This window comes from Streptomyces sp. NPDC001880 (assembly GCF_053594575.1).
In genome coordinates this window covers 1-22,178 of sequence record NZ_JBSFET010000093.1, presented here as the reverse complement: position 1 = coordinate 22,178, position 22,178 = coordinate 1, and the positions used below count along the sequence as shown (strand labels likewise).

General features: G+C 72.5%; 22 protein-coding genes and 2 pseudogenes. 11 read left to right on the top strand and 13 right to left on the bottom strand.

Annotated features, from left to right (window positions below):
- From ACWCQ6_RS30505 to ACWCQ6_RS30460, 10 genes and pseudogenes are all read left to right on the top strand, one after another.
- A pseudogene (locus ACWCQ6_RS30505) lies at positions 1 to 920 on the top strand (hypothetical protein); the annotation flags it as partial.
- Positions 917 to 1,828 carry a hypothetical protein gene (locus ACWCQ6_RS30500; RefSeq protein WP_451094675.1) on the top strand — a complete coding sequence of 304 codons (912 nt, stop codon included), beginning with the start codon at positions 917 to 919 and terminating at the stop codon, positions 1,826 to 1,828. The pseudogene ACWCQ6_RS30505 and the gene ACWCQ6_RS30500, both read left to right, overlap by 4 nt.
- A 445-nt stretch (positions 1,829 to 2,273) precedes the next feature.
- Positions 2,274 to 2,771, top strand: coding sequence for a SigE family RNA polymerase sigma factor (locus tag ACWCQ6_RS30495; protein WP_451094673.1), 498 nt, complete (start codon positions 2,274 to 2,276; stop codon positions 2,769 to 2,771).
- Entirely contained in the window at positions 2,764 to 3,174 is a 411-nt protein-coding gene (locus tag ACWCQ6_RS30490) for a hypothetical protein (protein WP_451094671.1), read from the top strand. The genes ACWCQ6_RS30495 and ACWCQ6_RS30490 overlap by 8 nt, the downstream gene beginning before the upstream one ends.
- 87 nt (positions 3,175 to 3,261) lie before the next feature.
- Entirely contained in the window at positions 3,262 to 4,515 is a 1,254-nt protein-coding gene (locus ACWCQ6_RS30485; RefSeq protein WP_451094669.1) for a mannosyltransferase family protein, read from the top strand.
- Between the two features lie 115 nt (positions 4,516 to 4,630).
- Positions 4,631 to 4,867, top strand: coding sequence for a ferredoxin (locus tag ACWCQ6_RS30480; RefSeq protein WP_451094667.1), 237 nt, complete (start codon positions 4,631 to 4,633; stop codon positions 4,865 to 4,867).
- Positions 4,857 to 6,251 (top strand): NAD(P)/FAD-dependent oxidoreductase, encoded by a 1,395-nt coding sequence (locus ACWCQ6_RS30475; RefSeq protein ID WP_451094665.1) that lies wholly within the window; start codon positions 4,857 to 4,859, stop codon positions 6,249 to 6,251. Before ACWCQ6_RS30480 ends, ACWCQ6_RS30475 begins: the two co-directional genes overlap by 11 nt.
- A gap of 22 nt (positions 6,252 to 6,273) precedes the next feature.
- The gene (locus tag ACWCQ6_RS30470; protein WP_451094663.1) at positions 6,274 to 7,509 is read left to right on the top strand and encodes a cytochrome P450; all 1,236 of its coding nucleotides are present in this window, start codon (positions 6,274 to 6,276) and stop codon (positions 7,507 to 7,509) included.
- Positions 7,510 to 7,537: 28 nt separating this feature from the next.
- The gene (locus ACWCQ6_RS30465) at positions 7,538 to 7,948 is read left to right on the top strand and encodes a hypothetical protein (RefSeq protein ID WP_451094661.1); all 411 of its coding nucleotides are present in this window, start codon (positions 7,538 to 7,540) and stop codon (positions 7,946 to 7,948) included.
- A gap of 36 nt (positions 7,949 to 7,984) precedes the next feature.
- Positions 7,985 to 9,331, top strand: coding sequence for a diaminopimelate decarboxylase (locus ACWCQ6_RS30460; protein ID WP_451094677.1), 1,347 nt, complete (start codon positions 7,985 to 7,987; stop codon positions 9,329 to 9,331).
- 7 nt (positions 9,332 to 9,338) lie between these two features.
- Here the strand turns inward: ACWCQ6_RS30460 and ACWCQ6_RS30455 are convergent, their stop codons facing one another.
- The 13 genes from ACWCQ6_RS30455 to ACWCQ6_RS30395 form a co-directional block, all read right to left on the bottom strand.
- Positions 9,339 to 10,154 carry a discoidin domain-containing protein gene (locus ACWCQ6_RS30455; protein WP_451094659.1) on the bottom strand — a complete coding sequence of 272 codons (816 nt, stop codon included), beginning with the start codon at positions 10,152 to 10,154 and terminating at the stop codon, positions 9,339 to 9,341.
- Between the two features lie 320 nt (positions 10,155 to 10,474).
- Positions 10,475 to 11,008: a phage tail protein gene (locus ACWCQ6_RS30450; RefSeq protein ID WP_451094657.1), complete on the bottom strand. Its 534-nt coding sequence runs from the start codon at positions 11,006 to 11,008 to the stop codon at positions 10,475 to 10,477.
- Positions 11,009 to 11,013: 5 nt separating this feature from the next.
- Positions 11,014 to 12,972, bottom strand: coding sequence for a putative baseplate assembly protein (locus tag ACWCQ6_RS30445; protein WP_451094655.1), 1,959 nt, complete (start codon positions 12,970 to 12,972; stop codon positions 11,014 to 11,016).
- Positions 12,969 to 13,382 (bottom strand): GPW/gp25 family protein, encoded by a 414-nt coding sequence (locus tag ACWCQ6_RS30440; RefSeq protein WP_072488546.1) that lies wholly within the window; start codon positions 13,380 to 13,382, stop codon positions 12,969 to 12,971. The genes ACWCQ6_RS30445 and ACWCQ6_RS30440 overlap by 4 nt, the downstream gene beginning before the upstream one ends.
- Positions 13,383 to 13,388: 6 nt before the next feature.
- Positions 13,389 to 13,679 carry a PAAR domain-containing protein gene (locus tag ACWCQ6_RS30435; protein WP_451094653.1) on the bottom strand — a complete coding sequence of 97 codons (291 nt, stop codon included), beginning with the start codon at positions 13,677 to 13,679 and terminating at the stop codon, positions 13,389 to 13,391.
- Positions 13,680 to 13,715: 36 nt separating this feature from the next.
- The gene (locus ACWCQ6_RS30430; RefSeq protein WP_451094651.1) at positions 13,716 to 15,740 is read right to left on the bottom strand and encodes a VgrG-related protein; all 2,025 of its coding nucleotides are present in this window, start codon (positions 15,738 to 15,740) and stop codon (positions 13,716 to 13,718) included.
- On the bottom strand, positions 15,740 to 16,543 hold the full coding sequence (locus ACWCQ6_RS30425) for a CIS tube protein (RefSeq protein ID WP_451094649.1): 804 nt from the start codon (positions 16,541 to 16,543) through the stop codon (positions 15,740 to 15,742). The genes ACWCQ6_RS30430 and ACWCQ6_RS30425 overlap by 1 nt, the downstream gene beginning before the upstream one ends.
- A 5-nt stretch (positions 16,544 to 16,548) precedes the next feature.
- Positions 16,549 to 16,986, bottom strand: a complete 438-nt coding sequence (locus tag ACWCQ6_RS30420) for a phage tail protein (protein WP_451094647.1) — start codon at positions 16,984 to 16,986, stop codon at positions 16,549 to 16,551.
- 40 nt (positions 16,987 to 17,026) lie between these two features.
- Entirely contained in the window at positions 17,027 to 18,814 is a 1,788-nt protein-coding gene (locus ACWCQ6_RS30415) for a hypothetical protein (RefSeq protein WP_451094645.1), read from the bottom strand.
- A 29-nt stretch (positions 18,815 to 18,843) separates the two neighbouring features.
- Positions 18,844 to 18,987, bottom strand: coding sequence for a DUF6760 family protein (locus ACWCQ6_RS30410; RefSeq protein WP_093896703.1), 144 nt, complete (start codon positions 18,985 to 18,987; stop codon positions 18,844 to 18,846).
- On the bottom strand, positions 18,984 to 19,442 hold the full coding sequence (locus tag ACWCQ6_RS30405) for a hypothetical protein (protein ID WP_451094642.1): 459 nt from the start codon (positions 19,440 to 19,442) through the stop codon (positions 18,984 to 18,986). Before ACWCQ6_RS30405 ends, ACWCQ6_RS30410 begins: the two co-directional genes overlap by 4 nt.
- Positions 19,442 to 19,885, bottom strand: coding sequence for a phage tail protein (locus ACWCQ6_RS30400; RefSeq protein WP_072488539.1), 444 nt, complete (start codon positions 19,883 to 19,885; stop codon positions 19,442 to 19,444). The genes ACWCQ6_RS30405 and ACWCQ6_RS30400 overlap by 1 nt, the downstream gene beginning before the upstream one ends.
- 55 nt (positions 19,886 to 19,940) lie before the next feature.
- A complete protein-coding gene (locus ACWCQ6_RS30395; RefSeq protein ID WP_451094640.1) occupies positions 19,941 to 21,491 on the bottom strand; it encodes a phage tail sheath family protein in 1,551 nt (516 codons plus the stop codon).
- 319 nt (positions 21,492 to 21,810) lie between these two features.
- On the opposite strand from ACWCQ6_RS30395, the pseudogene ACWCQ6_RS30390 reads away from it, so the two are divergent.
- A pseudogene (locus ACWCQ6_RS30390) lies at positions 21,811 to 22,178 on the top strand (hypothetical protein); the annotation flags it as partial.

The following is a 22,178-nucleotide window of genomic DNA, read 5'->3' as shown; positions in this document are numbered from 1 at the left end:
TCGGACTTGCCGGAACCGGTCGCCCCGACGCAGAGCCCGTGCGGCCCCATGCCCAGCTCGGAGGACTCCTTCAGGTCCAGGAGCACCGGCTGGTGCTGTGGAAGAGCCTGGACGAGGCCCCCCACCACCCCGGCGTCGAACTGGCGGCGGGCGAGGCGATCGGGAAGGTGCTGGCCCATGCGACCGGGCCGGACACCCTGCGCCAACTGCACCCCTTCGCCGCGTCGGACAAGCGCTGGCGCCGCCGCCTGGTGGCCAACGCGCTCGGCGAGATGGTCCAGCACCCCGCCCTCACCGGGGCGGTACGGGAACAGTTGTGGCAGTGGAGCCGGGCCGCGCCCGTCGCTCTCCGCTGCACCGTGGCCGAGTCCTGCGGGGGCAGCTACGGGCTGGCCCGCCCCGCAGCCGCCCTCAAGCTCCTGGACACCGCACTCGACAGAGCGCACGAGAAGTTGGAGGTCCCGTTGCGCACCGCGGTGTCCTTCGCGCTCAGCGCCCTTCTCTCCGAGGAGGCCAATCACACCCTTGTCCTCGACCTCCTGCGGGAGTGGCAGGGTGCCGCTGCGGGCACACCACGTCATGGTCTGGCCGTTCACGCCGTCGAATCGATGAGCAAGACCTCGTTCCCGTCACCCAGGGCGCCGGGCGTGCGGCGGGTGCATCTCGCCGATCTGCTCGCGACCCACCCCGAACGGGCCCACGGCCTCGTGATCGCGGGCCTGGACGACCCCGCCACCCACGAAGCGGTGGCGGCGAGCCTGTTCCTGATCGAGGGCGATCCGGGGCTGCGGCGGCGGACCGCCTTCCCACGCCTCCTCGCCGATCTCGCCGCAGTCGCTCGGAACCACCGCGGCGTCCTGCGCTTCGTCCTGCGTCACCACCGTGCCCGTACAGCCTCGACGGAAAGGTTCGCCTCATGACCGGCCCGCTCATCTCCCCGCTGGACTCCTCGGCGTCCTGGCAGTTGTTCCGTCTTCGGTTCGGTGCCCCCGAGGGCCGGGCCCTGGTCTTCCTCGCGGACGGCGGAACGGACGCGATGGTGCCGCCCCGGGGCGGTGACTACTGGGGCTATCCCCGGCCCACGCAGCGCGAGGTGCGGGAGGGGGAGTTCTTCGACATCGTGTGGGTCTCGCTCGCGGAACGCCGGATCTCGGTCGACATCCCGCGCCGGCCGCCGAAACCCCCGGCCCGTTACGGAGTCGTCTGGAAGATCAGCAACCCGGTCGTCGCGGCGAGGAACCGGCTCACCGAGGAGCAGGCCCGGCAACTGGTCCTCGGCCACATCAGCGAGAACGCCACACTGCCCAACATCCCCGACCCGTTGCGCACACCGCCGCCCCACTTCGGCACGACCGAGGTGGAGCCGCCCGGCCGGCTGCGGGTGATCGAGGGTTCCGGCCTCACGTACTGGTTCCTGGACCCGCCGACCGCACTGCTGCCTGCCTCCGGCGTCGGCGCGGGGCCGACTCTTCCGTCAGGCTTCGGCGAAGCCCACCGTGAGGCGTACCGCTTCTACCGGGAGGTCGTCGCGGGCGGCCCGGTCGGCCTGGCGGCCCTCTGGCTGCTGCACCGTCCGGAGGAGGCGAAGGACGTGCTCGACTGGACGGTGGCCCATCGCGGTCTGCTCTCCGACCGGAACGACTGGGAGCACACCCTCGCGGCGGCGCTCCAGTCGCTGACACCGGAGGACCGCAGCTTCGTCGGCGCCAACATGGCGCGGGTACTCAGCGACGTGGGGGTAGCAGAGGGCGACGAGGTGCTGCGCCGGATCGGCCACACGGGTACGGCGGGAGACGAGGGGACGGCCCCGTACGGAAAGCACCAGTGAACCCGCGCCCCGGGGCGCGATGCGCTCGTGCGCGGGAGAAGAGATGCGCGCGTTCACGGGGCAGGAACGGGGGGCGCGGCCGCATGGCCGTACACACATGCAGTCCCCGGTAGTCCGTCTCGGTACCGGGACTTCCAGCCGTCGCTGAAAAGCTCCGGGCCCGGAGGATCTGCCGGGGGCCTGGCCAGAGCCGACGAGAGGGTCACTCGGTCGACGAACGTCTCCGTCGACGGTGCGGCTCGCTCTGGTTTTCTGGTGTATTGACGATTCTCCTCCCAATTTCTCAATGGTCAAGGGGTTTGGTACCCCTTTCTCGCGTATGCCTGGATCCGGCCTCGAAAGGGTGCGTGATCACCGTCACCCCGATTCTTCGGGGCCGGTGTAGTCCGGATGCGGGGTGCCGGGCGTATGCCCGGTGAGACCGAGGAGATCCAGGAGTTGATTGTTGACCGTCGAGGAGTTCGAAGAGTTCTACGCACAGACGGCTGCCCGGCTGACCGGGCAGCTGTTTGTGATGCTCGGCGACCAGCACGAAGCACAGGACGTGGTGCAGGAAGCTTTCGTCAAGGGCTGGAGCCGACGGCGGCAGCTCGATCGTGACGGGCAGCCCGAGGCGTGGATCCGTACGGTCGCGTGGCGGCTGGCGGTGAGCCGGTGGCGGGTGCGGCGTCGTGCGGCGGATGCCTGGCAGCGCAGTGGTGCCCCGCCGCAGGTGGAGGCGCCCGGGCCGGAGTCGGTGGCCCTGGTGGAAGCGCTGCGGGAACTGCCGCCCAAGCAGCGGCGCACGCTGGCGCTGCACTACGTCTGCGATCTGACCGTCGCACAGATCGCCACGGAGACCGGTCTGGCGGCCAGCACCGTCAAGACGCACCTGGCCCGGGGCCGGGCCACGCTCTCTCATCGTCTGCAGAATCCGCGTACCGAGGAGGGGCCCTGTGTCTGAAGCCCACGACCCATTGAGGTCCCTGTTCAAGGAAGCCGCCGCCGCAGGGCAGTCCCGCGCGCGTTCCGCTCCGCCCTCGTACATCACCGAGCGCGGGGAACGGGCGCGCAGGCGCCGGATCGTCGTGCTGGCCGTCGGTGCCTGCCTGTTCTTCTCGGGTACGGGCGTGGCCGTGGCCTCGCTGGTGCCGGACGGCACGGGCACGACCGTCCCCGCCACCACTCCCTCGCCCGTTCCCTCGTCCCGGCTCTCCCCCTCCCCGACCTCGCCGACCTCACCGGCCTCGCCGAGCTCCACGCCCTCCTCGCCGCGGACCAGCCTGCCGCCGACGAGAACCCCTTCCGAGAGCCAGTCGACATCGCCGGGGACGCCCAGCCAGAGCGTCACCTTGCCGCCTCACTGACCGACCCGCCCCCCGATCGACCGACCTGCCGCCCGTTCCCGACCGGGCCCGTTCGGTGTGCGCTGAACCAACGCTGGAGATTGTGCTGTGAGCCTTTCCACCCCCCAACGGCCGCGGCCGCCGCGCGAGCATCCGCCCCTCCGGGCCGAGGCCGCTCCCGGCGCTCCCCGCGACACCCCGGCGCCGGGCAGGAAGCCCTTCGCCCGGCTGCCGCTGCGGATCGGGCCCGCCGACCGTGAGGTGCTCTGGCTCTACCTGCTGACCCGGGTGGGCATCTGGACCACCGCCTACTGCACCCGCTGGCTGTTCCCCGACCAGGAAGGGACGCGTCACGCAGGCTCCTTCCTCTCGTCGTGGCAGCGGTGGGACTGGTGGCACTACCTGCACATAGCGCAGCAGGGCTACTTCCCGGGCGGGTCCGGTCCCTGGACGCCCGACTGGGACAACAGGGAGGCCTTCTTCCCCGGCTTCCCGCTCCTGCTGCGGGCCGTGCACACCGTGGTGCCGAGCTGGGCGGCCGCCGGTGCGCTGATATCCCTCGTCGCGGGCGGTGTCGCCGTGCTGGCCCTGGCCCGTATCGCCCGGCTGCACCTGCCGCAGGCCGCCGGGCAGCGCGCGGCCCTGTTCTTCCTGCTCTCCCCGTGTGCGGTCTTCCTGGCCGCCGGTTACACCGAAGCGCTCTTCCTCGCCCTGGCCCTGCCCGCCTGGCTGGCCGCCCAGCGCCTCAACTGGCCGCTGGCGGCCGTACTGACGTGCCTGGCCACCACCGTCCGGGTCAGCGGACTCTTCCTCGCGGCAGCCCTCGCGGTGCACTTCCTGGTGACCGCGCGCACTCCCGCCCAGTGGCGCCGGCTGCCCTGGCTGGCGCTGCCCGCCCTGCCGCCGTTCCTCCACAGCTGGTACCTGTACGCGCACACCGCCGACTGGATGGCCTGGAAACACGCCGAGGAACGCGGCTGGTACCGCGACTTCCACGCCCCCTGGGAAGCCTGGAAGAACACCTGGCACGCCGCCTTCGGACACTCCCAGGCCACCGGGTACGCCCTGATGTGCCAGGCCGAACTCCTCGCCATGCTGGTCGGCGTCGTCCTGTGCGGCGTGTTGCTGAGGCGGCGGCGCTGGGCGGAGGCCGCGTACATCGCGCTCAGCCTGTGGGCCCTGGGCACCTCCTACTGGTACACGTCCATTCCCCGCGCGACCCTCCTGTGGTGGCCGCTGTGGACCGGTCTCGCCGCCTGGAGCCTGCGAAGTCCCCGCGTCAAGACCGCGTACCTCGTCGTCGCGGCCCCGCTGATGACCGTCTTCGCCGTCACGTTCTTCTCGGGCCGCTGGGCCGGCTGACCCGCGCGCCGCGGCGAGGGGTGACTCCATAACTCCATCGGGTCGCCCGCGCTCGCGGATCCGGAACGGCCCTCGCACGCTGATGCGGGGGTACTACTGGAAGGGCGGCCCCTTGATGAGGCTTGTCGTCGATCTCAACCGGTGTCAGGGGTACGCACAGTGCGCCTTCCTGGCGCCCGATGTCTTCACCATGCACGGCGAGGAGTCCCTGCTGTACAACCCGCACGCCGAGGCGGCGCAGCGTGAGCAGGTGCTGCGTGCCGCCACCGCGTGCCCGGTGCAGGCCATCCGGGTGGAGGACCCGGACGGGGCACCGGACGCGGCGGGGGAGGAACTGTCCCATGTCCGGTGACGGTGCTCTGGAGCGGCTGAGGCGCGAGGGGCGGATCGTGATCGTCGGCGCCTCCCTGGCGGGCCTGCGGGCCGCGGAGACGTTGCGGAAGGAGGGCTTCACCGGTTCGCTCACGCTGATCGGCGACGAGCCCCATGAACCGTACGACCGTCCGCCGCTCTCCAAGCAGGTCCTGCTGGGCCACGCGTCCGCCGACCGCACCGAACTGCCCAGGATGCGCGGGCTCGACGCCGAGTGGCGACTCGGGGTCGCCGCCGCCGGGCTGGACATGGAGGCCCGGCGGGTGCGGCTGGCCGACGGCGACGAGGTGGAGTACGACCGGCTGCTGATCACCACCGGTGTACGCGCCCGGCCGTGGCCGCATCCGACGGAGGCCGAGCTGGACGGGGTCTTCGTGCTGCGCACCCGCGACGACGCGGCCCGGCTCCAGCGGCGACTGGCCGCATCACCACGCCGGGTGCTCGTCATCGGCGCGGGTTTCACCGGCTCGGAGATCGCTTCGGCCTGCCGCGAGCGCGGGCTGCCGGTGACCGTCGCCGAACGCGGCGCGGCGCCCCTCGTCGGCGCGCTCGGCGGGGTGATCGGCCAGGTGGCCGCGGAGCTGCAGCGCGAGCACGGGGTGGACCTGCGCTGCGGGATCATGGTCACCGGCCTGGAGGGCGACTCGGCGGGACGGCTGCGGCGCGCGCATCTGTCCGACGGCACCGCTCTCGACACGGATGTCGCCGTCGTCTCGCTCGGCGCGACCCGGAACACCGAGTGGCTGGCCGGGTCCGGGCTCGGCGCCGGCCCGCGCGGAATCGCCTGCGACGCGGGATGCCGGGCCTTCGACATCCGGGGCATCGTGACCGACGACGTCTTCGTGGCCGGTGATGTCGCCCGGTCCCCGCACGCGATCTTCGGGTACCAGTTCCTCTCCCTGGAGCACTGGGGCAACGCCGTCACGCAGGCCGAGACCGCGGCGCACAACATGATCAGCAGCAGTTCCGAACGCCGCCCGCATCTGTGGGTGCCGGCCTTCTGGTCCTCCCAGTTCGGCGTCAACATCAAGTCGGTCGGCGTCCCCTCGCTGGGCGAGGAGGTCATCGTCGCCCAGGGCTCGCTCGCCGATCGCCGCTTCACCGGGGTGTACGGGTACCAGGGCCGGGTCATCGCCGCGGTCTCCTTCGACCAGACGAAGTGGCTGGAGTTCTACCAGCGGCAGATCGAAACGGCCGCCCCGTTCCCCCCGGAGTACTCCTCGGTGGACCGCCGCCCCGAAGGTCTGCGGCCGGTCCCGGCCGACTTCCCGGACCCCTCCCTGCCCACCCACGGGCCGTCCGTCACCGTCAGCGGCTACTCACCGACCGACCAGCGGATCACCTTCGTCCCCGCCCGGCCCTGACCCCAGCAAGGACCCCGCCACCATGACGCAAGACACACTCCTGCGGCAGATCGTCGACTACGCCAACCGTGCCGACCCGTACCCGCTGTACGCCGAGCTCCGCAGGACGCCGGTGCGCCAGGAGGGGGACGAGCTGTTCGTCGTCAGCACGTACTGGGAGATCAAGAGCCTGCTGCACGATCCGCGGATCAGCTCGGACGCCCGCAACCTCTCCCCCGGTGCCGCGGGCACCCTGCTCCAGGAGGAGGAGGCCTCACCGCTGCCGCCCTCCTTCCTGCGACTGGACCCTCCCGAGCACGACCGGTTGCGCCGGATGACGATGCGCCCGTTCGGGCCGCCGGAGACACCCCGGCGCGTCCACAACATGCGCGGCGAACTGACCCGCATCGTCGCCGGCCTCATCGACGGCTTCGGGGACCGGCGGCAGGTCGACATCGTCGACGACTTCGCGTACCCCTTCCCCGTCACCGTGATCTGTCGGCTGCTGGGCATTCCGCGCGAGGACGAGGCGCGCTTCCACTCCTGGGCCGACACCATCGCCGCCGGTCTCGACCCGGACCCGGGCCAGGACCCCGGCGAGCAGCGCCGCGCAACCCAGCAGGCCCGCACCGAACTGGGGATGTACCTGTCCGGGCTCATCGACGAACGCAGCGGGGCGCCCGGCGACGACATGCTCTCCGAGCTGGTCACCCAGCACGGACCGGACGGGCGGATGACCCGGATGGAAATGCTCAGCACCTCCGCCCTGCTCCTGATCGCCGGCCACGAGACCACGGTCAACCTCATCACCAACGGGACGCTCACCCTGCTGCGCAACCCCGATGTCCTCGCCCGGCTGCGCGAGGACGCCCGGCTGGCCGTCCCGCTCATCGAGGAACTCCTGCGCTTCGAGCCCCCCGTACAGCTGCTCCCGCAGCGCACCACCCTCGCGGACATCGACATCGCCGGCACCACCATCCCCAAGGGCGCCTCCGTCTGGCTCGTCCTGGCCTCCGGCAACCGGGATCCGAAGCGGTTCCCCGATCCCGACCGCTTCGACCCCGACCGGCAGGACATCCAGCACCTCGGCTTCGGCAGCGGCATCCACAACTGCTTCGGCGCACCCCTGGCCCGGCTGGAGGCGCAGATCGCCCTGACCGAACTCGCCCGCAGGCTCGACGGCCCGCGCCTGGTGGAGGACCCGCCCCCCTACCGGCAGAACGCCGTGCTGCGCGGGCCCCGTCATCTGAACGTCGCGTTCGACGGACTCCGTTCCTGAAGCCGGTCGTCCGGACCATGATGGGCGGATGCCGACGCACGAACCGGACCGGCGCGACACCGGCCCCTCGCTGGAGCAGATCCTCGGCCTGATCGCCCCCGGGATGCTCGATGTCGTCGTGGCCCCGCGCGGTACCGCGGTGCCGGTGGCCGGTGTGGCGCTGCACGACCCCGGCGAGGAGCGGGGCGACGGCGCCTGGGCGGCGACCGGGCTGATCCTGCTCGCGGTCGGTGTGGAGGTCGCCTCGCCCGAGGCGGTCGATGTGCTGCGCGGCGCCGAGCGGGCCGGGGCCGTGGCCGTCGTGATGCGGCGGGGCGGCCGGGGCCCGCGGACGACGCTGGTGGAGGCGGCGGGCCGGGGGCGTACGGCACTGCTGACCCGGCGGCCGGGGCAGGGCTGGACGCGCCGCCCCCTCCGCGCCGAAGCTGTCCGTACGTGACAGCGTGGCAGACGGAGGGGTGTTGTGATGGTTGACATGACTTCGGGCTCGGCGGCCCGGCAGCGCGGTGAGCGACGCACGGCGGCAGTGGCGCGCGCCGTCGAGGACGGACTGCTCGGTCCGCACGCGCCCGTGATCGGCCTCCTCGACGTGGACGGCGTGCTGGCCGCGGTGGACGCGCTGAACGAGGCGTTCGAGGGACCCGCCCCGGTACGGCACACGTTCGCGGCCAAGGCGTGCGGGCTGGTGCCGGTGCTGCGGCTGCTGGCGGACGCGGGGATGGGGTGCGAGGTCGCCTCGCCCGGGGAGCTGGAGCAGGCCCTTGCCGCCGGGTTCGCGTACGACCGGCTGGTCTTCGACAGCCCCGCGAAGACGGTCGAGGAGCTGGAGTTCGCGCTGGCCCACGGCATCGCGATCAACCTGGACAACTTCCAGGAAATGGCCCGGGTGGACCGCCTGCTGGCCGGCCGAGAGGCCGCCGGACCCATCGGCCTCCGGGTGAACCCTCAGGTGGGGGCGGGTGCCATCGGCGCGATGAGCACCGCGACCGCGACCTCGAAGTTCGGCGTCGCGCTGCGCGACCCGGGGGCCGTGGACGCGGTGATCGAGGCCTTCGAGCGCCGGCCCTGGCTCAACCGGCTGCACGCCCACGTCGGTTCCCAGGGCTGCCCGCTGCCGCTCATCGCCCAGGGCATCCGCGCGGCGTACGAGCTGGCCGAGCGGATCAACACGCGGCTGGGCCACGCCCGGATCACCGGGATCGACATCGGCGGCGGCCTGCCCGTCAACTTCGCCGACGAGGACGACCGTCCCACGTACGCCGACTACGTGGCCGAGCTGCGCGCCGCCGCGCCGGGGCTCTTCGACGGCCGCTACACCCTCGTCACCGAGTTCGGCCGCTCCCTGCTCGCCAAGAGCGGAACGATCGGCACGATCGTCGAGTACACCAAGTCCGCCGGCGGGCGACGGATCGCGGTCACGCACGCGGGGGCCCAGGTCGCCACCCGCACCGTGTTCATGCCCGGCTCCTGGCCGCTGCGCGTCGGGGTCTTCGACGCCTCGGGCCGCCCCAAGCGGGGCCCGGCCGAGGTCGTGGACATCGCGGGCCCCTGCTGCTTCGCCGGGGACCTCACCGCGAGCGCGCGCGAACTCCCCGCCGTCGAACCCGGCGACGTGGTGGCGCTGTACGACACCGGGGCGTACTACTTCTCCTCGCACTTCTCGTACAACTCGCTGCCCCGGCCCGCGGTGTACGGCTACCGCACCGGCGCCGACGGGCAGGTGTGGTTCGCGCCGGTGCGCGAGGCGCAGAGCGTGCGCGGGGTGGTCGAGGAGAGCGGCCTCGCGCAGGCGGACAACCTGGTCGCGCTCGCCACGAAGTGAGCGCCCGTCAGGATCTTCGGCCGAAGAACTCGACCTCGGCGACGGCCAGCCGGCGGCCGGAGCCCGCTCCGTAGGTGCTGTCGGTCGTCAGGCGCGCCCGGACGACCTCCGAACCACGCAGGTCGAAGGTCTGCTGCCCCGGCTGGTCCTTGACCCGCAGCTTCCTGCTGACGCTGGTGCCGTCGGCGGAGGTGAGCAGGACGGTGATCCTGGCCGGGCGGGCCTGGGTGAGGAACTCGTCCTTCTTGGCCGACGTGCCCGAGAAGACGACCAGCTTCAGCACCCGTACGGGCTGCTCGAAGTCGCACTCCAGGTACTGGCCCACCCCGGTGTCGGGACCGGCGGCGGAGGGCGCCCAGTAGCGGTTGTTGAAGCCGTCGAACGCCGCACCCGCCGGATGCCCCGGAGCCCTGCTGGAGGCCCGGAACCGGGTGGGCGGCACCGCCTCCGGCGTCCCCGTCTCGTCCTTGGCGAAGCCGAACCAGCCGGACAGGTGCGGGAGGGCGAACCAGACCCCGCACGCCAGCACGATCAGCACGATCGGCAGCGCCAGACCGGGGCGGCGCCACAGCCGGCGCTTCGGCCGGGTGCCCGCGGTGGGCGCCTGACGCGGTCGCCGCCGGAGAATCCGGCGCCACCAGGGAGGACGGACATCGGGCGGCGGGCCCGGGTCCAGGAGCAGTGCGCAGCGGATGCACAGGGTGCGGTCCGGGGCGTTCTTTGTACGGCAGTTGGGGCAGCGGACAGGCCGAGCGGGGGGCGGGCCCGGCGGCGTGTTCGCCGGGCCGGGCGGTATGTCGGGCAGCGCCTCGGGCCCCGGCACCGGCTCGTCCGGATCGTCGCCGGGGCGACGCGGGGCGGCGGGCGCGGGAGCGGTCGGCCCGCGCTGGGGCTGAGGGGACGGCTGGGGCCGAGGAGTGGGGTGGGGCTGAGGGGACGGCTGGGGCCGAGGAGTGGGGTGGGGCTGAGGGGACGGCTGGGGCTGAGGGGTCGGCTGCGACGCAGGGGCCGGGGGCACCGGGGCGGCCGGGGGTGCCGGGGGTGCCGGGGTGCCGCTCTGCGGCGCCTCCCACTCCAGGAACGCCTGGCACGACGTACAGAACTGCGTCCCCGGCGCGTTGTTCTGGCCGCACGCCTCGCAGATCACAAGACCTCCAGGTCGAAGCCCACATGCGCCGGGATCTCCGTACGGATCAGCTCCTCCAGCCGCACCCGGTCGACCTGGTACGGCTGCGCGGCCCGGACCCGGACCGTGACCCACGGCCGGGGGCCGCCCGGGAACCGGGTGTGCGGCGTCGTCGACCACGCCGTGCCGCCGCTCTCCACGATGTCCGGCTCGATCCCCGTCTCCAGGAACACCGCCTCCGTCAGGCCGCGCCGGGTGCCTCGTCGGCTGTGCCGCTCGACCGCGCCGCGCACCATCGCGCGCCGCTGCTCGACCGGGTGGTCCGCGCGGGTCTCGACGGCCACCCACTGGGCCAGCCAGGCCAGGAAGTCCTCGGGCGCGCTGCGGGGGTCGAGATGGGCGGGCAGATTGTCGATGGAGAGCAGCACCGGGGCGAGTACGTCGTCGAGCGCCGCGAGGAACCGGCGCAGGAAGTCCTGCTCCAGGTAGACCGCCGGGAGTTGTTCGATCAGCGGGTGCGGGGTCGGCAGGTCGGTCACGGCTGTGCGCATGGCTGTCAGGCCTCCCGTACCCGGAGCTGGTGCTCGTAGCTGAAGACCAGCGCGTGCCGGTCCAGCGCGATCTTGGTGGTGGGTTCGCCGCGCTGCCCGTTCACCGGGTCGGCGGGGAAGAGGCGTACGTCCTCCACCAGGTCCACGCCCGGTACCTGCTGCAGTACGGCGAATGCCTCGCCCGACTGGATCGGCCGGCCGAACGGCCAGCCGTCGCGGCCCGGTCCGCCGCTCAGCGGGTTGAAGTAGCTGTAGAGCGCGGTCAGCGCCTCCTCGCGCACCTGCTCCAGCACGACGCCCCGGCGGGCCTGGACCGTGGCGACCACGGTGACCCCCTGGTAGAAGGGCCGCTCGACCACCAACCGGGCCCCGATGGGCCTTCGTTCGTCCAGATGGCCCGCGATCAGGGCGAGGGTCTGCTGCGGCGGGATCAGCTCGTCGAACTGGATCCGACCCTGCTCGTCGCTGCGCCCGGCCGGTACGACGAGCAGCCGCACCCCGCCCGCCTCGACCTCGACGTCCCCGCCGGCCGGGATGCACTGCACCCGGGCCGCGTCGGGTGCGACCTCCCGGGCGAGCAGTTCGTAGTCGTGCGGCACGACGGCCCGGCGCAGGGTCCGCAGCGTCATCGGCCCGCGCACCCGGGCGTTCTCCACCGTCTCGCCGTCGACCCCGCCGAGCGCGGGCCGGCGGTTCTCCACCCGGGCCACGTACGGGATGGCGCTGCGCAGCACCCGGAGCGTGGAGGCGGCCACATTGCCGCGCAGCCCCCCGCCGGTCCGGTACGAGCGCACGCGTACGGTGGCGCCCTTCGGCGGCACCTTCCCGTAGTGGCGGATGGAGCCGTCCCGCTCCCGTACCGCCGGACCGAATTCGACCCGTCCCGAGTTGGGGTCGAGCGTGATGTGCCGGTCCTCGGGGCCGGAGTGCGCGAAGTCGTCGACCCGGGTCCACTCCGTGCCCTGGGGGCCTCCCTCCGGATCCGCGACCTCGACGACGAAGTCGCCGGGGACGACCGGCGGCCGGCTCACCGTGAAGATCTGGCCGGGTACGCCCTCGGCCGGGCCGAGCACCTCGTCGGTCACCGTCTCGGCGTGGACCGCGCCGACGGTCGCGCCGATCGTGAACGCGGTGATCCGGCGGACCACCGGGGGCGCCATGTAGGTGGGCTGCCCCGGGGCGGCCTCCACCAGACGGCAGCGCAGCCAGCCGCCGGTCCGGCGTACGACGACGGCGGGCGTATGGCCCCGAGGCAGGTGCAGGATCAGCTCTCCGGACCGGTTGAAACCGCCGGTGTCGTCCTTCTCGATCTCGCAGGCCGTCCAGGCGCTGCCGTCCCACGCCTCCCAGACCAGCGGCGGCCGCAGCGGGTCCACGCCGACGCCCTCGACCGCGCAGTCCAGCCGCAGTACGACGACTCCCGACGGGACGGCCGCGGACAGGCCCACGTAGAGCGCGTCGCCGGGCTCGGGCGCGGCGCCGAAGCAGGGTACGGACCGGCCGAGTGCGAGCTCCTCGGTACGGTCCAGCGCGTCGCCGGACGTCGGCCAGGTGGCGAGGTGGGCGAACTCGCAGGGCACTATGGACAGTTCGCCGACGGTGGTGAAGACCACCGCCTCCTCGGTCTCCGTGCGCACGGTCGCGACCTCCGTGCCGGCCCGCACCCGTACCGGTTCGGGCCGCGGCGCGGAGAGCCGGAACGTCACGTCGGTGCGGGCGGCCGTGGGCTGGTGGAGCCGGACCCCGATCAGGTCGAGGAAGGTCAGGTAGCTCTTCTCCGGGACACGGTTCACCCGGTAGACGAGCTGGTCGACCATGGTCGCGAAGGCCTCGATGAGGGTCACGCCCGGGTCCGACACATTGTGGTCGGACCACTCGGGGCAGCGCTGCTGGACGAGCCGTTTCGCCTCGTCGACCAGGCCCTGGAAGCGGCGGTCGTCCAGATACGGGCTGGGCAGCGTCACGCGCCGTCCACCTCCTCGTGCTGCGGGATCACATAGAACGGGAAGACCAGGTTGCGGGGGTCGTTGGCGCCCCGGACGGTGTAGCCGATGTCGATGTACAGGACGCCGTTGTCCACCTCGTCGAACCGGACGACGACCTCGGTGACCTCGATCCGGGGCTCCCAACGGTCCAGGGCGAGGCGCACCTCGTACGCGAGCTGCCCGGCCGTGCCCGCGTCCGCCGGGGCGAACACGTAGTCGTTGACGGCGCAGCCGAACTCGGGCCGCATCGGCCGCTCGCCCGGTGACGTCGCCAGGATCAGCCGGATCGACTCCTCCAGCTCGTGCTCCCCGCGCACCAGGGCGATGGAACCGGTGGCGTCGGTGCGCGGCGGGAAGGCCCACCCCGCGCCGATGAACTCCTGACCCATGGACGCTCAGCCTCCGATCAGCACCGTCGGGCACCCGGACACGATGGGTGCGCCGCAGGCGGCGCGGTCACCGACGCGTGCGGCGGGCTGCCCGCCGATCAGCACCGTGGTGCTGCCGGGCGGCGTTATCGCGGACGGGGCGTGCACCGCGGGCGGCGGCATCGCGCACAGGTGCGGGGTGCCGACCGTGGCGGCGGGGAGCCCGCCGATCAGCACGGTCGGGACGCCGGGGGGCCCGACCGTGCCGGGGTGCCCGGTGGGGTCGCCGACCCGTGCGGCTGCCGCGGCTGCTGACATGGAAGTCCGTTCCTCTCGATCGGCGCGTCCGCGCGGTCAATTGATCTTCACCATGGGTGCGTTGATGGCCAGGGAGCCGCCGCCCTTGATGTCGGTGCGCTGCGTACCGTTGACCGCGACCTGGGCGCCCCGGACGTCGACCGTGCCGCCGGTGGAGAGCTTGACCTCGCCGTTCCCGCCGTCGACGTTCACTCCGCCGCGGGCCTTCAACGTGACGCTGTCGCCGCTCAGTTCGAGCGTTCCCTGCCCGCCGTCCAGCGCGACCCCGCGGTCCGCCTTGATGGACACCTGCTGCTTGGCCTCGATGTTCACGCTGCCGTCGCTGTTGATCACGATCACGGTGCCCCTGCGGTCCAGGTCGATCTTCAGCTTTCCGTCGCCGGTGAGCAGGCGTACGCCCTGCGGCCCGTTGGCGTCGTCCAGGATCTCCAGCTGGTTGCCGCTCTTGGAGGCGACCGAACGCCGGTTGACGGCCCCGCTGGTCGGGTCGACCAGCGAGCCTCCGGGGGCGGATTCCGGGGCGGGCCCCGGGGTGGACGGTGCGCCGCTCGCGGCACCGGCCCCGGCACCGGCCGCGCCTCCCGGCCCACCGCCGGCCGGGCCCCCGCCGCCTCCGCCGCCCCCACTGCCACTGCCGCTGCCGCCACTGCCGCTGCCCTGCGAAGGCCGGTCCTTCCCGTTGTACAGACCGGCGAGGACGTACGGGCGGTCCAGGTGCCCGTGCTCGAACCCCACCAGTACCTCGTCCCCGACCTCGGGAATGAACGCCTCGCCGCCGCTCGTCCCGCCCGACTGGGCCGTGCGCGCCCAGTCGCTCGCGTACTCGTCCGACAGCCAGGGGAACCGCACCTTGACCCGGCCCGAGCCCTCCGGGTCCTGGGTGTCGGTGACCGTCCCGCTGACCAGCCCCGCACAGCGCGACCCGCCCCCGCCTCCCGCACCGGACCCGCCGGATCCCGGGCCTCCGCCGGTCAGCCCGAACAGCGAGCGCTCCTGCTGACCGGAGACGGTGAGCCAGGTCTCGTACCCGCGCACCGGGTCGAAGACATGCCGCGACGACGTGACCGTGTACCGCCCCTCGAACGGTGCCCCCACCGCGTTGAGCGCCACCGCGGTGCCGGCCCGCACCTCCGGGTTCCCCCGGATCACCGCCTCCAGCTCCGCGAAGGACCCGGCGATCCGCTCGGCCAGGGCCTTCGCCGCCTGGTCCACCTGGGCCTGCGCCCCGTACGCCGTGTCCGTGACCACGAAGCGCGCCTCGCCGAACGGGGCGGACACCTCGGCCGCGCTCACCCCCAGCTCCAGGGTCGCCGACTTCCCGGCGGGCGCCCGCCCGACGAGCGGCTGCTTGGCCTTGACGTCCCAGCCGCGCACCTCGACCTCGGAGACCTGCTCGGCGGACGACACCCCGGCCCGGCAACGCAGCAGATTGCTGCCCATCTCCAGGACCAGCGGATTGCGGTCGGCGCGCGCCGAGCCGTCCGGTGCGCCGCTCGCCTCCGCGGGCCGGGTGATGTGCAGCTGCCCGTCGAGCACGTACGCCTGCGCGCCCGCCTCCTCGGCCAGGTCCCGGACGAACTCCCAGTCGGTGACGTTGGGCTGGGCGATGTGTTCGAGCACGGGACCGGCCACGTCGACCTTTCCCGGCTTCAGCCCGGCGCGCTGGGCGACCTGGGCGCAGATGTCGGCGAGCGTCATGTTCTGGTAGCTGGCCACCCGGCGGCCGCGGAACAGCCGGTGCGACTCGTCGAGCCCGCGTACGACGGTGAAGGTGCCGGTCTCGTCGAGCTCCACCTCCAGGGCGGTGACCACACCCTTCAGCAGCGGTTTCGGTGCCGGGTCGCCGCCCGCGCGGGCCAGCAGCCTGACCTCGCTGCCGATCTTCAGCCCGGTCTGGCCCAGCAGCACCCGGTCCGGGTCGCGGAAGCGCAGGAGGAACAGGTCGGGCAGCGTCCGGCTGTCGTCGACGTACCCCTCGACCAGGGTGTTCACGAACTTCGGCGGCAGCGGACCGCCGCCGAGTTCCACCACCAGCGCCGTCGCGACGCCCGGCTGCGCCATCAGGACCGCCCTCCGTCCCGGCCCTCTTCGAGCCGGCCCAGCTCGTCGAGCGCGGGGAGCAGCAGCTGCCGTCCGGGGGCCAGCCGCATCGGGTCGTCGATCCCGTTCGCCTCCGCGATCACCCGCCAGGCCGCCGGGTCGCCGTACTCGCGCTGGGCTAGCGAGGGCAGCGAGTCCCCGGCGCCCAGCCGGTGCACCCGGCGGGCCGCGAGGGCACCCGAGGTCGGGTTCTGGCCCGGGGTGTCGCCGCTGATCTCCTCCATCGTCACCTGGCAGACCGCCCGGATCGGCACGCCCGACGTGGTGAACAGGGTGTATTTCGCCTGCACTTGACTGACGTAGCCGGGAAATCCGGTCAGCCCGCCCCAGTGGAAGACCACCCACGGCGGCGAGGAACGTTGCTGCTGGCGGGTCTCGTTGGTCGGCACGCAGCACGCGAAGAGCTGCTCCACGGAGGTCACCACCCGGGTGTCCTGGGTGTCGCTGGCGTCGAAGAACATCTCCACGGTGAGCTTGCTGGGCTGCGAGCCCTGGTACTCCGGCGGGCCGGAGCTCTTCGCGCCCTTGGCCGGGCTCCGCTTCCAGGAGGCGGCCTTGGTGAGGCTCAGCTCCTTGGGGTTGAACTGGAAGTCGATCCGCCCGCACGGGCCGCCGGGGGTGAGGCCACCGCCGGTCGGCGGGGTCCGCAGTTCCAGATAGGCGTGCTCCAGCTTGGGCCTGGCCGAACCTCCCTTGCCCGCCTTCGCGGCCGATGCCCCCGACGTACCGGCGGCACTGAAGGCGATGGGACCCGCACCGCTCACGACGCTCAGCCCTCCATCACATAGCCGTGATGGGCGATCTCGATCGTCTCCATCGCGACCTTCGGCGATTCGGGGGTGAAGGAGGGGCCGGTCCAGCGGACGGGCACGACCTCCAGCAGCCCCCACTGGGCCACCTTCTGCCCGTCACCGGTCCGCGCCTCGATGTGCGCCGTCTTGCGGCTGAACCCGGTCGTCATGGTGGCGAACCAGCGCGCCACCTTCTCGGTCTCCTTGGTGAGCGGCCGGGACAGCTTGACGTTCGAGTACTTCAGTCGGGTCGGCAACTGCCACAGATGGCCGTTGTTGCCGCCCTCCTCCCGTGTTTCGAGCACCACCTCACAGCCCAGCCCGTCGCATGTGTTGAACGATCCGAGCTCGATGTCGTCGATCGTGACGACGAAGCAGACACTGACGGCGGGATCGTCTCCCTGGGCTGTGGCCATGGCGCGTACCTCTCACTTCCCTTTGCTGTCGCTGCCGTTCTCAGTGCCTGGTGTTGATGAGGAATCCCGCTCGTTCGCGTTCCAGCCGCAGATCCGCCTTGAAGAGCCTGCTGAGCGGCGGATACAGGGCGCGTACCAGCTCGTCGGTGACGACGGGCGCACCTCCTGGGGCGGCGCCGTGGCCGGATGCGCCGGGCGCCGCGCCGCCCTCGGTCGCGGCTCCGGTTTCCGGTCGGGGCTCCGGGTCGGGTTCGGGCGTGGCCTCCTCGGGCGGATCCGGTGGCGGCGGCTCCTCGGTCCCGGTCTCGCGCTGGACGACGGGCGGCGCGTACGGCGGGGGCGGGGACCCGAAGACGACGCTGCCGTCGGCCATCCGCTGCGCCACTCCGGCGGCCACGGCGACCGACCCGGCCGAGGTGAAGGAGGGGGCGGAGGGCGCGGAGGGAACCTGGGCGGCAAAGGGTGCGGTTCGGCCACCGGAACCCGGCAGTGAACGGGGCACCGGCGGTCCCCCGGCCGCCTGCCGCTGAAGAGCGGGAAGCGGCGGGGAAGGCGCGCCCGCCCCCTGCCCCGGAGCCGTGACGGTACGTTGCAGCGCCGTCGGCAGGGACGGTGTCGCCGCCGCCATCGACGGCACATCCGCCCCACCGGACGTCCAGCGCACCGGAACGGCATCGGCCAGGGACACCGGTTCTGCACCTGGCGCCGGCAGCGGCCCCGCACCGGCCGGCACAGACGGCGCCACCCCGTCCACCGCGGAACGCTGTACGGCCCCCGGCCCACCGCTGCGCCCGTTCTGGAGCGTGACGGGCCGGTCGGCGAGCAGCGGCGCGACCGGAGCGGTGCTCGGGGGCGGCGCCAGGGGAGCCTGCGTCGGCACGGCGGGAGTACGCTGCACCGCCTGCGTGGGGCCCGGCGGTGTGGAGTCCGGCGCGGCGGGGAGCAAGGGAGAGTCGCCGAGCAGCGGTGCGGCGGGCCCACCGGAGTCGGGGTGTGCCTCCGGGGCCACGGGCACCCGAGCGGCCTCAGCGCCCCCACCGGCCTCACCGGCTCCGTTGCCCCCACCGTCCGCCACGCTCCGGGCAACCGGAATCCCCCCGGACTCCGCACCGGGGCCGTCAACAGCGGCCTGTCGCTGTGCCGTCGGCGGCAGCGCGGACATCGGCGCTCCAAGGCCCGGCGCACGCCGGACCGAGCCGGGGGCAGGCGGCCTCACCGATCGCTGAACGGGCGGAGCCGGGGACGGGAGCGGAGCCGGGAACGGGGTCGGGGACGGGTGCGGCCTCGGCGTCGCGGGCTCGGGCACCGCCGTTTCGGATGCCGCCACAAGGGGCTGCTCGCCCACCAGTTGGCGCACCGGCAACTCCGCAACGGCCGAATCCCCCGCCGATGTCATCGCGGGCGCATCCCCCGGAACGACACGCTGCACGGGCACGGCCAGAGGTACGGACAACGGAACGGACCGGGCCCCGGCCGGCAGCTCCGCCGAACGCTCCACGGACCGCTGCACCGGCGACGGACGGTCCACGGTGACCGGAGCGGCCGGGGCGGTGATCCCGTGCACCAGCCCGGTGGGCGCGTCCGGGCTGACCAGATGCCCGAGGGGTGTCCCGAGCGAGGCGTCCTGCCGGGTGGAGAGCGACCCCTGGAATCCGGACGGGTCGATGACCAGGTCCTGAGTGCCCAGCGTCCGCTGGATCGGCGGCAGTTCGGTCAGATCGACCCGTTCGCGCGGCGGCGCCGGCAAAGCGGCCCCCGCGCTGCCCGCCTCCGCGCCCGTACTCGTCTCCGTGCGCCCGCCACCGCGCAGCCAGGACATCAGGCCCATGGACTTTCCCGCCCTCCCTGCGCTGTTCGCTACTGCCCGTTGAGGCGAGCGATCTGTGCGACGAACCTCAGTCGTTCCGGGTGTTCCAGGTCCAGCAGCTCATCGAGCGGCCAGTGGAAGTGATAGGCGAGGTACGCGACCTCCTCGTAGAGCAGGTCGGCCGCGTACGTCACGATTCCCCCAGGCGGCCACCGGCGAGATTCACCGCGAACTCCTCGTGACAGGCCGGACAGGAGACGGCGGCGCGGGTGTGTCCCTCGGCGTTGATCCGCCGGTAGAAGTCCTGGAGGAAGGCCAGGTCGGAGGCGAAGAGGTCCTCGATGATGCCGGGGTGGATGTCGTCGATCGTGCCGATCCGGGTGACGACCCGGGCGATGAGCACGACCGAGAGGTACGCGGAGTTCTCCCGCACCCGGTCGTCCCGCAGCGGCACGAGTTCGTCGCGCGCGGTCGCGAGCCGCATGACGCCCGTATGGTGCACGACGCCCGCGTCGTCGACGTACCCGCGCGGCAGCTCGAAGGTGAACTCGGTGCGCAGCGGCTCCCGTTGCCCGGACCGCCCGCTCCCGCCGGCCGGGAGGTGCGTGTCCGGCCGCTCGGGTGCCTCCGCCGGAGCCGTACGCCGCATCAGTCGAGTTCCATGCTCTCGTAGGTGATGGCGAGCTTCTCCGTCAGGACCGAGGTGTCACCGGCCTTGAGAGTGCCGATCTCCAGGGACTTCGGCCAGGCGTTGATGAGCTTGTAGCGCTTGATCGCGATGCCCTCGTGGTCGTACACGATCACCGCACCGTTGCGGCGGGCCGCGGTCATCCGGCCGAACCGGGAGTCCTTGATCCACCGTTCGAAGCTGTTGTCCTCGGTGAGACCGCGGGTCACGGTCACCTCGCCGGCCTTCGGCCTGCCGGGGAGCTTCTTGATGGCGTAGCGGCCGTCGGCGGTGTTCTGCTTCAGCTCGATGACGTCCTGTTCCATCTTCAGACCGCTGACCTCGGTGATCTGCTTGATGACGACGCTGTCGAATTCGAGGCCGAAGGAGGCCCCGACGGTGCTGTCGAGATCGGGAAGTGGCACAACAGGCTCCTTTACGGCTCTTACCGCTTGGTGGACCTAGGGGGACCGGACCGCCCTACTCGTCGACGCCGCCGGTGCCCCCGGTCAACTGGGAGAGGCGGAAGACGACGAACTCGGCCGGCCTGACCGGTGCCACCCCGATCTCGCAGATGACCTGACCCGCTTCGATGCTCTCCGGCGGGTTGGTCTCGCGGTCGCACTTGACGTAGAACGCCTCTTCCGGGGTGAGCCCGAACAGCGCCCCCTTGCGCCATTCGTTGACCAGGAACGCCGATACGGTGCGCCGGATACGGGCCCACAGGGCGTCGTCGTTCGGCTCGAAGACGACCCACTGCGTACCGGCGAGGATCGACTCCTCCAGGTAGTTGAAGAGGCGCCGGACGTTCAGATAGCGCCAGGCGGGGTCGGAGGCCAGCGTGCGCGCGCCCCAGACCCGGATGCCGCGCCCGGGGAAGGACCGGATGCAGTTCAGCCCGATCGGGTTGAGCAGATCGTGTTCGCCCTTGGTCAGCTGGGTCTGGAGGGCGACCGCCCCGCGCACGACCTCGTTGGCCGGTGCCTTGTGCACCCCGCGCGACTCGTCGTTGCGTGCCCAGACCCCGGCGATGTGGCCGCTCGGCGGAACGAGCCGGGCGCGTCCGGACGAGGGGTCGGCCACCCGGATCCAGGGGTAGTAGAGCGTGGCGTACTTGGAGTCGAAGTTGGTGCGGTCGGTGCGCCAGGCGCGGATCTGCTGCGGGCTCAGTCCGGGCGGCGGGTCGAGAATGGCGACACGGTCACCCATCAACTCGCAGTGGCTGATCAGCCCCTGCTGCACGGCGATGACCGACTCCAGGTCCAGCAGCCCGCGTTCGTACGCACTCATCAGGTCCGGTACGGCGATGGTCGTGACCTCTTCGACCGCTTCGAGCCCGCCGAGACCGGTCCGGCGGTCGGGGTCACCGACGTACAGCTCGGGGGTCAGCGCCCCGGCCGCGGGCGATACGGGCGCGGCGGGGGCGAGGGTCACGCTCTGCGGCTCGGGCTTGGCGGGCGCGGCACCGCGAACCGTCTCGCGTATCTCGATGAGCTCGGACTTCGCGTTGACCCGGGTGGCGACGTTCTCCTTGCTGCGCTTGGTCGTGACGCTCGGGTATGTCTCCGCGACCTGCCCGTCCCGCTTCACGATCAGCTGGAAGACGTCGGAGGGCGGATCGTCCCCCTCGACCTCCGTCACCTCGACGGTGACTTCTCCCGTCACACCGGGGCGGGGCTTCACCGCGTACGGCCCGAGCTGCGTCTCCGACCCCGCGGGCAGCTGCCCGACGCTCGGCTCGTCGTCCCCTTCCGCCTGCGGCTCGGTGCCGTCACCGATGCGTACCACGTAGCAGACGCCGCCGCCGTTGGCGAAGAACCCGTACACGGCCGACGCCAGATACGCACCGTCGACGAAGTCACCGAACGTGCCGGCGAACTGGCTCCAGTTGGTGATCAGCGTCGGCTCGTCGAACGGGCCCTTCCGGGCGAAGCCGACGAAGGCGGCGACCGAGGTGCCCACCCCTTCGATCGGCCGGGACCCGGACTCGATCTCTTCGACGTAGACGCCCGGGGACAGGTACGACGGCATGTGAGTCTCTCCTTGGCCGGGGAACGCCCGCCATTCTTACGAGAGCGGCGATCACCGGGAACGGACACTCGGCCGCCCACCCGTGCACCGGCCGCTGCCCGATCAGGCAATGCCGTCGTGCTGTACGTGCCGACGGGCGCTGCCCCGCCCGCGGTGCTCCCGCGCTGCGTACCGCACGGGCACTGCGCACACCCTGGGACGCCGACAGGGACATGTGCGGCCGGGAGGGCGGATGAAGGCGGTTCCGGAGAAGGACCCCGCCTCCGCATCCGGCCGCAGGGGGACACCCCATCAGGAGAACGTGACACTCACGCCCGAAGTGTCACGTTCCCAGACACCCCCACCCCACCGCCCACCGGGCGACCGCCCCGGCCCCGACCGCCCCGGCCTGCAGCGCCTGCAACGCGCGGCGGGCAACAGGGCCGTCTCCCGCCTGGTCGCCCAGCGTTACACGGCCCCGGTGAAGCCGTCCCCCGCCCAGGCCCCCGGCTTCCGCAAGGTCAAGGCGGATGTGGCGGCGAAGAAGGTCCGCCTGGCCCAGCACGCCCCTGCCGCCACCGAGTCGAAGTCGGCGCAGGACGCGGCCGTCGCACCGCCCGACGACAAGGAGGCGCAGGGCAAGGCGGCGAACGCGGAGAAGATGAACGCCGCGAAGCCCGGCGAGTTCAACAAGCAGGCGTTCATCGA